9 protein-coding genes are annotated in these 13,281 nt (G+C 44.8%); 2 read left to right on the forward strand and 7 right to left on the reverse strand.

The features are described 5' to 3' along the window. Nucleotides 1-98 precede the first annotated feature (98 nt). Nucleotides 99-1,466: a Gfo/Idh/MocA family protein gene (locus AC23P2_RS11935; protein WP_487773407.1), complete on the reverse strand. Its 1,368-nt coding sequence runs from the start codon at nucleotides 1,464-1,466 to the stop codon at nucleotides 99-101. A 127-nt stretch (nucleotides 1,467-1,593) separates the two neighbouring features. Between AC23P2_RS11935 and AC23P2_RS11940 the strand changes: the two genes are divergently transcribed. Beyond that, a complete protein-coding gene (locus tag AC23P2_RS11940; RefSeq protein WP_487773408.1) occupies nucleotides 1,594-2,247 on the forward strand; it encodes a class I SAM-dependent methyltransferase in 654 nt (217 codons plus the stop codon). Here AC23P2_RS11940 and menD read toward each other — a convergent pair. Both menD and AC23P2_RS11950 read right to left on the reverse strand, forming a co-directional pair. Continuing rightward, nucleotides 2,244-4,016 carry a 2-succinyl-5-enolpyruvyl-6-hydroxy-3-cyclohexene-1-carboxylic-acid synthase gene (gene menD / locus AC23P2_RS11945; RefSeq protein ID WP_487773409.1) on the reverse strand — a complete coding sequence of 591 codons (1,773 nt, stop codon included), beginning with the start codon at nucleotides 4,014-4,016 and terminating at the stop codon, nucleotides 2,244-2,246. The two genes, AC23P2_RS11940 and menD, sit on opposite strands and share 4 nt — an antisense overlap. Continuing rightward, the gene (locus AC23P2_RS11950; protein WP_122934045.1) at nucleotides 4,013-4,474 is read right to left on the reverse strand and encodes an Lrp/AsnC family transcriptional regulator; all 462 of its coding nucleotides are present in this window, start codon (nucleotides 4,472-4,474) and stop codon (nucleotides 4,013-4,015) included. The genes menD and AC23P2_RS11950 overlap by 4 nt, the downstream gene beginning before the upstream one ends. 195 nt (nucleotides 4,475-4,669) lie before the next feature. On the opposite strand from AC23P2_RS11950, the gene ald reads away from it, so the two are divergent. Continuing rightward, nucleotides 4,670-5,785, forward strand: a complete 1,116-nt coding sequence (gene ald / locus AC23P2_RS11955; protein ID WP_487773410.1) for an alanine dehydrogenase — start codon at nucleotides 4,670-4,672, stop codon at nucleotides 5,783-5,785. Nucleotides 5,786-6,006: 221 nt separating this feature from the next. Here the strand turns inward: ald and AC23P2_RS11960 are convergent, their stop codons facing one another. The 4 genes from AC23P2_RS11960 to AC23P2_RS11975 all read right to left on the reverse strand — a co-directional run bounded on the left by AC23P2_RS11960 (nucleotide 6,007) and on the right by AC23P2_RS11975 (nucleotide 13,247). Further along, complete coding sequence (locus tag AC23P2_RS11960; RefSeq protein WP_122934042.1) at nucleotides 6,007-6,471, reverse strand: pyrophosphohydrolase domain-containing protein; 465 nt, start codon at nucleotides 6,469-6,471, stop codon at nucleotides 6,007-6,009. 81 nt (nucleotides 6,472-6,552) lie between these two features. Beyond that, nucleotides 6,553-7,827, reverse strand: a complete 1,275-nt coding sequence (locus AC23P2_RS11965; protein ID WP_487773411.1) for an HlyD family secretion protein — start codon at nucleotides 7,825-7,827, stop codon at nucleotides 6,553-6,555. A gap of 12 nt (nucleotides 7,828-7,839) precedes the next feature. Continuing rightward, nucleotides 7,840-10,074 carry a peptidase domain-containing ABC transporter gene (locus AC23P2_RS11970; RefSeq protein WP_487773412.1) on the reverse strand — a complete coding sequence of 745 codons (2,235 nt, stop codon included), beginning with the start codon at nucleotides 10,072-10,074 and terminating at the stop codon, nucleotides 7,840-7,842. Then, the gene (locus AC23P2_RS11975; protein ID WP_487773413.1) at nucleotides 10,071-13,247 is read right to left on the reverse strand and encodes a lantibiotic dehydratase; all 3,177 of its coding nucleotides are present in this window, start codon (nucleotides 13,245-13,247) and stop codon (nucleotides 10,071-10,073) included. Before AC23P2_RS11975 ends, AC23P2_RS11970 begins: the two co-directional genes overlap by 4 nt. Nucleotides 13,248-13,281 lie beyond the last annotated feature (34 nt).

A 13,281-nucleotide genomic window follows, 5' to 3' on the forward strand; every position in this document is an offset into this window, starting at 1 on the left:
TACCTTCCTGTTACCATCGTCTAAGGATATTTTTAACCTTGACGTAAAAAACAAAAAAGGAGCATTGCTGCTCCTAAAACCTACTTTTCGCCTAGTTTTCAGACACGATTGGGGTCTGGATGCACCCACGAGCCTCGGTAGGGTCGAGCTAATTTTTTTGTTGCTTCGGCATCACCTACGACCACCCGTTTGTTAGGATCATATACCAAAGGACGTCCTAATTCCATCGACATGTTGGCAAGAATACAACTAGCCGTCGAAATATGCCCCTCTTCAATATCTGCCACTGGGCGCGAATTATTTTCAATAGCCGCAATAAAGTCGAGCATGTGAAGGCGGGTTGCAGGAGCAGCATTTAGCTCAATGCGCTCTTCGGTCAAATCTTCGGGATATTTTTCTTTTTCATACACCACATCTTTATGGATTTTTTCGCCCTTCCCTTGTGGAATAAAATCATAGGCCATCGTACTGGCCCAAAGCGTCCCTTTTTCTCCGTAGAGCGTAAATGACCACGGATAATCGGGATTTGCGGGTGTTCCCCACGTACGATGTTGCCATACGCAGTTCAATTCATCATACTCAAAAATCGCCGACTGCGTATCTGAAATATTTGATTTACCCTCTTTTTGCACATAAATCCCTCCCGACGATGTAATGCGCTTGGGCCAGCCCAAATGCAACATCCAGCGCACGGTATCAAACATGTGAATACACATATCGCCCATGATGCCATTTCCGTATTCTTTAAACGTCCGCCACCAACGAATATGCGGCAAACCATCGTACGGACGCATTGGCGCGGGGCCTGTCCACATTTCATAGTCAAAGAAGTCGGGAACGGCTTGCACAGGTGGATTTCCATTGTTGCGCATGTGATAATAGCAACACATTTCTACGTGCGATATTTTTCCCAACAAACCTGCATCGACAATGTTCTTTTTGGCCTCAATCAAGTGCGGCGTACTTTTTCGCTGGGTACCTACTTGTACTACTTTCTTGTACTTACGGGCAGCCGCTACCATCGCTTCGCCTTCCATTACATCGACACTAATCGGCTTTTGTACATATACGTGCGCTCCTGCCTTAACGGCGTCAATCGCTTGCATGGCATGCCAGTGGTCAGGACTGCCAATCAGCACAATATCGAGTTTATTTTCGGCCAGCATTTTGCGGTAATCGCCGTACAGCAGAGGTACTTTGCCTGATTTCTGACGTTGACTTACCAGCTTTCCAGCGGCTTCAAGCATATTTTTGTCCACATCACAAAGGGCTACTACCTCTACCGAAGCCACTTGAATAAGGCGAAACAAATCACTTTTTCCGTACCAGCCAGTTCCAATCAAGGCCACACGATACGTTTTGGCAGGATTATTCACATTCAAACCACTAGCATCTAGGGTGGATAATGCTATAGAAGCAGAAGTCCCTTGAAGAAATCGACGACGATTGAGCGTAAAATTATTCATTTGTGGAAAAGGAGCGGTTGTTTCTTATTGGATTGCTTATTTTCTGAAATAAAGTACATCAGGTTTTGCAATTACTGCAATATGAGTCATTTATTTGTCTATTATACCCACAACCTCACCAAAATTGATGCCCACAACCTACATCCCAGCCCTCAAATATCACTTTCTAACACCCTTCTACGATTGGTTTATCCGATTGACCATGCCTGAGCTGAAAGTCAAAAATCGTTTGATTCACCAAGCACAACTTCGTCCGAATGAAAAAGTATTAGACTTTGGCTGCGGTACTGCCACCCTGACGCTACTCATCGAAGAGCAGTGTAACAGTGCTACAGTTATTGGCTTAGATACCGACCCGCAGATATTGGCCATCGCTCAAACGAAAATAAGTCAAAAAAAGTCAGCAATTACCTTGCTAGCATACGAAGGAACCGCCCTCCCTTTCCCCGATTGTGCCTTTGATAAGGTTTTATCTTCTTGGGTATTTCATCATTTGACTACTGCCCAGAAAATAACGGCTTTTAAAGAAATCAATCGGGTACTAAAACCACAAGGAGAGTTGCACATTGCGGATTGGGGGAAATCAGAAACCACACTGATGAGGTTTTTATTTTTTGTGTTACAGGTGTTTGATAATTTTTATACCACCAACGATAACGTCAAAGGAAAACTCCCCGATTTAATGCAAAAAGCAGGTTTTAAGGAGGTGGAAATTCTTGGGAATCAATCCACCCTCTTTGGGACATTATCTTATTTCAAAACAGTTAAATGTTCAAGCTAGCTCATTTTTCGATACGCCTCAAAAACATTTCCATTCGTCACGGGATCGGTAAAAATTTCTAACAGTTTGGCTTTGCCATCTTGAACCAAAAATTGCTTCCAGATGGATTCAAATGCGTCTTCTTTGACAGTCCCAGTCAAAACAGCCGCCATCATGTCTTGGTGATTATTCGTATTATTATCCAAAGCAAAATAGGCTACGCCTGCATCTTCTGCCGCATTACGTGCCGATGTATGGTGGCGCGTTTCAAAATATTGTTCTAATTCAGGTTGTGCCGATGGCCCATCAATCAGCCTAAAAATATTTCCACCGTTATTATTAAAAAGCACAATGCGCAGATTTTCAGGAATATGTGGATGCCAAAGCGCGTTGCGATCGTAAAAAAACGAGACATCGCCAGTCAGCAAAAACACCAACTTATCGGTCATCATCGCCGAACCGACGGCCGTACTTGTGCAACCATCAATCCCGCTTGTACCACGATTTGCAAACACTTCAACTTGGGTGCTTGTGCCCACTAAGTTTGCATAACGCACGGGCATACTGTTGGCTAAATGCAAGACGCAATTTTCGGGCAACAAACGCATGAGTGAATCAACCAACGTAAATTCATTCCAACGCTTTTCTTGACGGAAAAACTGTGCAAGTTTCCGTTGGGCATTACGGTCGGCTTGCAACCATTTTTCGCGGTATTGAGCACGCTCCTCACTGTCATCATCTTGATGCACAAACTGCTGATAATCAATATCCTCCAGCAATTTTTGAAAGAAATAAACTGGTTCCACAGGTACCTGCAACGACAGGGTTTGAAAGGTATCTACCAACTGCTCGGTGGGTTTGATGTGCCAGTGGCGCGCGGGAGCAAACTTGCGAAGGAACAGTTTCAGGTTTTTAGAAATAAACGAATCCCCCACGGTGATTAACAAATCAGGCTGTAAATCAGCCAATTGTTCGTGATTTTTTGGTCGTAAACACACATCATGGTGACGAACAAAAGCATCATCGGCAGGAATGTTTGAAATAATATCTCCCAACACAGGCACGCCCATTTCTTCGCTAAATTCTTTCAAAACCTTCCATAAAGCCGATTGGGGTGGAAGCTGTCCCACCGCAATCAATACGCGAGACGTATTTTCAAACTCCCCTTGCAAACGGTGCCACGTTTCGGGAGAAAGGGTCGGTTGTGTCGAAAGTCGCTCGACCAATCGAACGTTGCGGTCGTAGGTAATTTTTTCGTTGGCTGTGGGGTAAAACGGCTCCCGAATCGGCACATTGACGTGTACGGGGCCTTTGGGATACGCTTGGGAAAGGTTGATCGCTTCGTTGAGCACGCGTTCGATGTACCAATTTGCATCAGGATGAGCATAATCCGCGGGTAATTCAAACGATTTTTTGACGTGCTTGCCGTACAACTCATTTTGAAAAATTGTTTGCCCATCTTGTTGATGTATCCATTCTTTGGGGCGGTCGGCGGTCAAAACCAGCAATGGTATTTCTTGGAAAAACGCCTCCACTACCGCAGGGGCAAGGTTATAAGCTGCACTGCCAGAGGTACATACCAAGGCCACCGTCTGGCCGCTGTACTGTGCCATACCCATACCGACAAAACCCGCCACTCGTTCGTCGGGAATTACTTTTGTTTTTATGCCACGATGACGCGCAAACGCCAAGGTAAGCGCCGCACTCCGCGAGCCAGGTGAAATGACTACGTTTTGAACTCCTTTTCGGGCGCAGAGTTCGGCGATGTTATTGATGGATTGAAGTATCATATCGGTATGGCCGTCGTGCTTTTCACTTCCGACATCACAAAAAAACTGCTTATGTGCGAAATGGCTTTAAAACTGGCCAGTTTTTCTTGGTAAAAGGCGTGGTAACTCTCCACGTCGGTCGCTACGATTTTGATGAGGTAATCAAACGTCCCCGACACGACGCAGCATTCTACCACCTCAGGCATTTGGAGCATGGCTTCGTTGAACTCGCGAAAATTTTCGTGCTGTTGTTTATCGAGCGTTACGTTACAATAAACCACCAAACCTTTATTTAGTTTTTTACGGTTTAGCATCGTCACGTATTTTTCGATAATTCCTTCCCGTTCCAGTTTTTTGATACGGTCATGAACGGGCGTAATGGAGAGATTAATCTGCGTCGCAATCTCTTTGATTGTCAGCTGTGCATTGGTTTGTAGTAACCTCAAAATCTGCAAATCGGTATCGTCAAGATGAACCATAATAAAGGGGGCGAATATTTTTCGTCTTTCAATCAAAATTTAGCCCAATAATAGAAATTTTTCATCTTTTTTTTGATTAATAAGTTTTATTTTCTTATTTATTTTTCAATAACAGAAAATATTTTCGTTCCCCGTAATTTTGTATCGTATTCCAAAAATCAACATTCTGACACTTACTCTAAACCAATTACGACAATGATTATCGGCGTACCTAAGGAAATTAAAAACAACGAAAACCGCGTAGCGTTAACTCCCGCAGGAGTAGCAGAATTTCGTAAAAATGGCCATCCCGTTTATATACAGTCAACGGCAGGGGTAGGTAGCGGATTTGAAGATTCAGAATACGAAAAAGCAGGTGCGACTATCCTTCCAACCATTGAAGCGGTGTACGAAATCGCCGAAATGATTGTGAAAGTGAAAGAGCCGATTGCGTCGGAATACGCATTAATCAAAGAAAATCAATTGTTGTTTACGTACTTTCACTTTGCATCGTCAGAGCCTTTGACGCACGCAATGATTGAACGTAACGCCGTATGTTTGGCCTACGAAACCGTAGAAAAAGCGGATCGCTCGTTGCCACTTCTTGTACCTATGTCGGAAGTAGCAGGTCGGATGGCGATTCAGGAAGGTGCCAAATATTTGGAAAAACCAATGGGCGGACGCGGTATTTTGCTCGGCGGTGTAGCAGGCGTAAAACCTGCCAATGTGCTGATTTTGGGCGGTGGTATTGTAGGAACACAAGCCGCTAAAATGGCAACAGGCTTGGGCGCAAACGTGACGATTGTGGATGTAAACCTCAATCGCCTACGTTATTTGGAAGATGTACTTCCTGCCAATGCCGATACCGTCATGTCGAACGAGTACAACATTCGTCAATTGGTAAGTCAGTCTGACCTTATCGTAGGAGCGGTATTGATTCCTGGCGCGAAAGCACCACACCTTATCACACGCGATATGCTTTCATTGATGAAAAAAGGAACGGTGTTGGTGGACGTAGCCGTTGACCAAGGCGGATGCATCGAAACATGTACGCCGACTACGCACGAGAATCCAACGTACGAAATCGACGGTATTGTTCACTACTGCGTAGCTAACATGCCAGGTGCCGTACCTTATACTTCGACACTTGCATTGACCAACGCGACTTTGCCGTACGCAATCCAATTGGCAAACAAAGGTTGGCAACAAGCTTGTGCACAAAACGAAGAATTGAAAAAAGGTCTAAACGTCGTAAACGGTAAGATTGTTTACAAAGCCGTTGCCGATGCGTGGGGCCTCACATATACTCCCCTTGAGGAGGTCCTAAATTAAGAACTGGTGGGTTAATTTTTTATAAATTGAGATTGATGTCTGAAAAGGCCGAACTTTGGTTCGGCCTTTTTTATTAAATGCGACTCAATGAGTTACCCTTATAAAAAAACATGGCCCCGCTCCAATGGAACGGGGCTAATGCCAAATTACCCTACTCTATTATTATACTTAATTTGACATCAAACTCCATGCCAAACAAGTTTCTTAAACGACATAATTTATTATTTTAAGACACCTTCCAAATCGGCAGGTGAATAAAAAATAGATTTGAGCGTTTTGTTATCGGCGGTACGGTACACCAAATACTTCCCTGCATCTTCGACATAATAACATTCCGTGCCTTTGTCTTGGAAGTGTTTTACGGTTGCTTGGGCTTCTTCTTCGGTGTTGCAAGCTTTGCTCATGTTGGAGCGCTGCACTTCGTCAAACAATGCTTTGAACTGCTCCCCCAAACCAAATTCAAGCACTGCTCCTGATAATACATACTGAATATCGGCAAGTGCGTCGGCCACCCCAACAATATCCTTTTCTAAAATAGCTACTTCCAATTCTTTTAACTCTTCGGCGATAAGGGCAACGCGCAATTTACAACGGTCTTCAGAAGGAATTTGGGGAGTAGAGAGAATAGGATGTTTGAAGGTACGGTGAAATTCAGCGACTTGATTGAGACAGTCTAATTTTTCCATGCTTGGGACGAGTGTGTTGTTGACTAACGTTGCCCAAAAATAACAAAATTTTGAGTAAGGTGGCTAACTTCTCTAAAATACCTACTCAACTAACTCGGACGTTGTTTTTTGAAACTTGCGGAACAAGTACCCAAAAATCGTGCGTTCATCCGTCACAATGTTGGCTTTCCCTTGCATCCCAATGTTGAGGCGGCCGCGCAGTTTTTGTAGGTCTTCGACTTGTACCCGCACGTTGAACAGTCCCTTTTCATTGGGCGTCAGCGATACCTCTGATACGATGCCCGTAGCGCCTCCCCATTCATACACGGGGTAGGCATCCAGCTTCATCACGACTTCTTGTCCCACTTTTACTTTACCAATTTGCGACGAATTGACCTGAGTATAAGCGTACAAAGGAGCGTTTTCATAAATCATCTTGAGCAAAATGGTGCTTGGAGCTACTTCTTTATCACCTTCAAACACAAATGAAACCGTGCCGTTGTGCTTGGCTTTTAAGAGCAAATGGTTGTCGGCCGTCGTTTCAAAAACTCCGTACGTCCCTTTCAAACGCTGCTGCACCGACGAATAACTTCCTTTGAGGCGGTCGCCTTCCAGCAAATGGTCATTGTTATTTTTGGCAATTTGTTTTTCTAAGCCACTTATTTCCAGTTCTTTAGAGGCGATGTCACGCTGAAGTAGATTACGGTTCTCTAAATAACTTTGGTACGCTATTTCTTGGGCATTTTTAGCCCGCAAAGCGTTGGTTTCGTGCTGATTAAGCTCGTTTTTACTCACGTCTCCATTTTTGTATAAATCTTGATTTACCACAAAAAGGCGTTTCATTTCTTGGGCTTCGTGGGTTAATTTTTGTGATTCCGACGCCCATTTTTGCTCGGCGATGGCTAACTGCGATTTTTTCAACGCAATTTCTTCTCGAATCCGTTGAATATTGACTTCGATAATCTGCCGTTCATTTTGCGTTGCCACTGATTTAAACTGCTCAAAACTTTTCAAATTGGCTTGGGCAGAAATCAGGTCTGCTGTTAATGCGGCAATGTCAGGAGCACTGATTTCGAGAATCGTATCGCCTGCCTTTACTTGCTGACCATTATGAACATGTACCCGCTCCACATACACCGCCGATGGAAAACGATAAATATCTTCGGTCACTTCTGATTTTAGCACAAAGGGGGTTTGGATGGTATCGGGCAAAATAATCAGAGCGCCCGCTAACACGCCCGTCAGGGCAAAAATAACGACCCACCACCCCATTCGGCTGAGGGCTTTGACGCGCAAATCGGCCACGGGCGCATCGTCAACGTGGTACAAATCTTCGTATTGCGTGGCTTGAAGATCTTGAAATGCAGGATTGTTCATGGCTGATGCTAATTAATAATCAATGTATGTTTTCATAAAATCATAGTAAATGCCGCGTTGCGCAATGAGCTCTTCGTGCTTGCCTTGTTCGGAAATCATTCCATCGTCAAACACCAAGATACGGTCGGCTTTTTTGAGTGTATGCAGGCGGTGCGCAATCGAAATGATGGTTTTACCTTCAAAACGTTTATAGATATTTTCTAAGATGGTACGCTCAGTTTCTACGTCCAACGCACTACTCGCTTCGTCCAGAATAATAATGTCAGGGTCAGGGCAAATAAACAAGCGTGCAAAACCAATTTTGAGTACTTGTCCGCCCGAAAGGTTTCCGCCAAAATTGCCCACCATTTGGTTGTATCCGAGGTGGTTGCCTTTAACAAAATGGTGCAAATCAGCCAGCTTGGCAGCCTCAACGACTTCTTCCGTGGAAGCAGCGAGGTTGGCACAGCGGATATTTTCTTTGATGGTATCGTTGAAAATGTACGTATCCTGCGGGAACATGTGTACATGGCTGCGCAGCACTTTGGGGTTGATTTCACGAAGCTCAACGCCATCAAAACGTATTTTCCCTTCGTATTCGGGATAAAGCCCTACGAGTAGTTTCACAAAAGTTGATTTCCCCGCGCCATTTCGACCCACAATACCAATGCGCTCTCCTTTTTTGATTTCGCAGTTAATATTGCGCAATTGGTACTTTTCATCGCGTTGACTATACCGAAATGATACATTTTCAAACTTTACAACTTTGCTCGAACAGGCATTGATTTGTTCTTGGTAATTGCTCGTTTCGCGCTCTTCTAAGAAAATTTCGTTGACTTTTTCAAAACTCACCGTCAGCTGAGTCATCATCATCCAAAGTGTACTTACGCTATTGACGGAGTTCATCAGGGTCATAAAAATCGAAGAAAACGCCATGTATTGCCCAATGCTCAGTTGACCCGTAAACACCTGATAAGCTCCCACCCAAAACACCGCAATTTGGCTAAAAATAAAGATAAGGCGCTGAAGAGAGTTGATTAGGATTTGCTTTTGCTCATCTTGCATCACTGAGTTGATGGACTCGCGGTGAAGGTGCTTCCACTTTACCAATTTGTATTTTTCGAGGGATAATAACTTGACCGTCTTAATTCCTAAAAGGGTATCCAAGAAGCCTCCCAACGATGCTTGGTTTTTGTGATACACTTTAGAACGGAGGTTTTTGACAATGGGAATGAAGAAAACAGTGGTAACACAGTAAGCTAAAAAACATACCAAAGAAATAAGCCCCAGCGAGCCACTAAAGGCAAACAACACGGGGAAATAAATAAGCATGAAAAAGATGTCGAGGAAGTTTTGGATAATCATGGGATTGGTGAGCTGCCGAATCCCAATACCTTCCTGAAAGCGCGACATAAACTCTTCCCGCTTGCGGCTATCGTAGTATTTTTGTTTGAGCGAAATGAGGCGGTCAAAAAATTTCGTCATAAAATCGACCTCAAACCGAAACCGATAATGCACCATGAGCATACTACGCGTGTAGGTGAGAATGACTTGCACGACAAACACCAACCCAAGCCCTACCAGCAGCCCCAGCATCAGCTTTTTATTTTGGTTGACCAGTACGTCGTCGAGCATGGTTTGAGTAAAAAGCGGCATCACTAACCCTACCAATTCGAGCAGCAATGAAAATAGTAAGATTTCACCCAAAACTCGCTTGTTTTCTTTGATAATGGGCCAATAAATCTGGCGAAAAATAGAGGTAGTTTCTGCTTTGTGCTTTTTACCCGCTTCTTCTAGTTCTTTGTTTTGAAAAAATGCCTCGGTGGGTTTAAGCTCAAGCACAATCCCGCTCCATTTGTTGGTAAACTCTTCTTTGGAATAACGAACTTTTCCAAAAGCAGGGTCAGAAACACGTACATAGTTGTCGTGGGCTTCGTAAATCACCACAAAATGCTGCCCTTCATAATGGGCAATACAGGGCAGCTGAATCTGCTGTAAATAGTCGTAATCCAGCTCATAACCTTCGGCTTTGAAACCGTAATTTTCGGCAATTTCGAGCAAGGCGTATAAGCTCGTCCCTTCTTGATTGATTTCGGCCAACTGCGTAAACAAATGCTTGACATTATCAACGCCATAGTGCCGAAAAATGATGGCCAACGAGGTAGGACCACAGTCCATCGACGCCCCCTGTTGAATATGGGGGAAGCGGTCAACTAATCCATAGGAACTCATTTTACCACCAAAAATGGTTTTTGTGAAGTCTTTCATTGGGCTATTACGTTGGAATCGGCTGTTTTTTTGGCTAATACGTTACGTCCGTAGTTGATGCGATAATATTTATGAAGGTGGTAAAAAACCATGTATTCCACCAAGCGTTGTTGGCTACGAAACAGGCGATTGATGTTCATGTGAACCAAGCTCGCCAGCAAGTCTTCCAACGAAATTTGCAACTCCGACTGCGCGTGCAACATCCGAACGTACTCAATCATCAACTGCAAATCCTCGGTACGTTGGTTTGACAATTCGTAGAAAAACTCGTGTTCGGGATTCGCCAACGCAAATAGTTCTTGGAGCGCAGGTTCAACGTCTTTGTAACGGGCATCCAGCTGTTTTTTCAACCCAGCATTGTACCCAAACTCACGGCCAAAATCGGCAGCACGTTTTTCGGTAAACTCCATTTTTTGTTTTAAACCAAACCCGAATGCCGTCAGCAGGTCGTCGGTAAGTTTCATGCCAAAACGCCAGCGACATTCTTCGCCTTCAGAGCCGTCAATCATCGACAAAAACCGCAGAATAGTGTCACTATCGAGGTGGAAGTAGTCTTCAATGGCGTCAATAGAATTGCTTCCATATCGCTCCAATTCTCGGTTGTAGGTATCGTTTACGACCGACGTGACGGTTTTGTTGGCCATGTACGGCGCCAAGGCATCGTGAAGCTCTTGCACTACCTGCCCAATGTGCACAGGATTTGCCAAATGAAAACGCAAACGAAAATGCACGTTCGGATCGGCATAGCGAATGAAGAAAAACTTATCGGTCCAACCGTTAGCCTTAAAGCGTTCCGTCAGAGGATAAAGCACCTCGGTCAAAAGGCGGTCGGCGGTTTTGATACCCGTATAAACTTTATAATAGAGCCACTCCGAACCTGTAAAAAATTTACGCGTAGTTTGAGTGGTGTTCCGCACGGGCAACGCAGGGGAGGCTGCCGAGACTGTAGCATACGAAGCGGTATTGTCAAAAGCAACAACAAACTGATTGGTGTGCCAGCCCCGCCCCGACTGCACCACCGACGAATCGGCACGGTGCAAAAACTCTTTGATGCTGAACTGCTCGAGCGATTTTATTTCATTTAAGAAGGTTTCGACCATCCATTGGTTTTCTAAATCAACGTACAGTTCGTTGTCAAACTGCGTCAAACAGATGTATCTCGGCACCGAATACTGCGCTCTCCACGCTTCAATTTCGGCTTTTAACGCAGGCCAATGATTATTTTTAAACGCCGCTACCATCGCCTTTACGTGCTGTTCTTTAAAACTCCACTGGGCTTCGGCCAACACAATGTTGTCGAGTACCAAACGCGGAATAAACATAAACAACTGCGCAAAACTACCCGTAAAATTACTGAGTCCTGAGCGCACGTGCTGCGATTGCAAAGCACACAAAAAGTGGTACGTATCCAATGACTGAGTGCCCGAAAAATTATGGGCATTGGACAAACGCGGAACGATGATTTTGTTCAGTGATTTTGACCGTAAAAAAATAGTCCCACCCCGTACGCTCAACATCAAATCCGAAAGCGCGATTTCAAATTCAGACGCCGTGGAGGCTTTACTCAAAAACGGAATTTGGTAATTTTTTAACTGAGGGCGAATGATGACATTACCCGTCCGAGCTTCGGGCAAGTGGACAATGTCCGCAAAAATCACCTCGGGCACGCTGCGGTCTTCGGCGGCACTAATTTCTTTGAGCAACGCCAACACCGAGGCGTCGGTATGGCCAAAGCGCCCGAGCAAAAACGTTCCCGTAGTACCGCCAAAGGTATCGAGTACAATTTTCTCCCGCCCTTCCTCACGAATCACCGAAAACATGGCCGTGTTGGTAAGCGGCAACTGCGGCTGACGTACTTCTAAGGCACGCAGGTCTTCTTCTTTGAGACAAATTTCGTACGTACCTGTCAGTTGGGCTTCGGCTACTTTTTGCAACAAATAGCTGTGTTCAGGCGGAATATTGAGGGTTTGATTGGATGGATGGTTGCTACCCACCCACACGCCTTCCACCAAAGGCGAAATATCGTTTTTGGCTTGCCCTCCAGGATACCCAATGCCCACTTCGGGGTCGAGGGCCAATACAAAAGGAACTTCTTCGTCTTCATATTTTTCATAAAACCGATTACGAAATTCGTCGAGCATCGGGTTTCCTGCGGGCGACAGTTTTAATAAAGTAGGGATTTTGGAAGCTAATTTATTCAGTAAACCACGGTTCAATTGGCCTGAAAGTTCGGGTAAATATGTATCTATTTGGAACAGCACTTTACGGTCAAATGGCGTCGGAAGTTGGCTTAATAGGGCTTCAACTTTTTCAAATTTGACGCTACCATAATCGCTCCCCGATTGCTCAATGGCAACCAATGCCTGCTGAACCTCGCCCAGAAGGCCCAAAATTGCTATTAAATGTTCCGAAGTTTCAATCTCCGCAATCTTTTGAAGCGTCCCGATGATTTGTGCCAAAAAGTCACCGCCCGTAAGCGCAGGTTCTAGCTCGCTCACCAGTAGCTGCGAAGCTACCACGTCTTCGACGTATTCGAGGGCTTCTTGGGGCGTAATCTCTTCCGAAACAAGCACTTCGGCCAAGTTATATAGTGACGCTCCTTTTTGAGCCCGTGCCAGCACTGCCTCCAAGTATTCCGACTGCTCGGCGCTACTCAAGTGATGAACGCGCATTCCGCCGCCGTTGTACCGATACTCCACGTAGCGGTATTGGCCGTTGATACTGTACAAACTGGTATTGGGGTAAAACCTAAGGAAAGGCTTAATATCAGGGTGTTTTTCAAGGTCTTGGGTCAACGCACAGAGGTAGTTCATGTCGAGGCGGGTAACCTTACGAGGGATACCGATATTCTCTATACGTACTTCAGTAGGCGCGTTTGAAATGGGTAATGTAGCGAACCCACCAAACAACCCAAAAGGCGTACAGCGGGTTGAATAGCGAGCTAAGTATTTGATGAGGGAATAAATGATTCGCTTCGATTTTTCGTCAGGACGTTGCGTAAAGTCCAGTTTTGTTACTTCTTCATACAAAGCGGGAGAAGCAATATAGAGTGCTTCCAAAAAAGCTGGCTGGGTGAGCTGGCAGCTGAGTTTTTCCCAATCAATGTTTTCAATTGCTTCGCTCCCCGCGAGAGGCACTCGTACAAAGGCCGTTGAAAAATAGGTAGTTGACATGACTGTGGCTGATTTTTTAGTAAAACTAGCGAGA

Source organism: Runella sp. R0.1_18 (assembly GCF_057652155.1).

Bases quoted from the DNA above. Each gene is read 5' to 3' on its own strand.
- AC23P2_RS11935 (WP_487773407.1), bottom strand. From the start codon at position 1,466: ATGAATAATTTTACGCTCAATCGTCGTCGATTTCTTCAAGGGACTTCT.
- AC23P2_RS11940 (WP_487773408.1), top strand. From the start codon at position 1,594: ATGCCCACAACCTACATCCCAGCCCTCAAATATCACTTTCTAACACCC.
- menD (WP_487773409.1), bottom strand. From the start codon at position 4,016: ATGATACTTCAATCCATCAATAACATCGCCGAACTCTGCGCCCGAAAA.
- AC23P2_RS11950 (WP_122934045.1), bottom strand. From the start codon at position 4,474: ATGGTTCATCTTGACGATACCGATTTGCAGATTTTGAGGTTACTACAA.
- ald (WP_487773410.1), top strand. From the start codon at position 4,670: ATGATTATCGGCGTACCTAAGGAAATTAAAAACAACGAAAACCGCGTA.
- AC23P2_RS11960 (WP_122934042.1), bottom strand. From the start codon at position 6,471: ATGGAAAAATTAGACTGTCTCAATCAAGTCGCTGAATTTCACCGTACC.
- AC23P2_RS11965 (WP_487773411.1), bottom strand. From the start codon at position 7,827: ATGAACAATCCTGCATTTCAAGATCTTCAAGCCACGCAATACGAAGAT.
- AC23P2_RS11970 (WP_487773412.1), bottom strand. From the start codon at position 10,074: ATGAAAGACTTCACAAAAACCATTTTTGGTGGTAAAATGAGTTCCTAT.
- AC23P2_RS11975 (WP_487773413.1), bottom strand. From the start codon at position 13,247: ATGTCAACTACCTATTTTTCAACGGCCTTTGTACGAGTGCCTCTCGCG.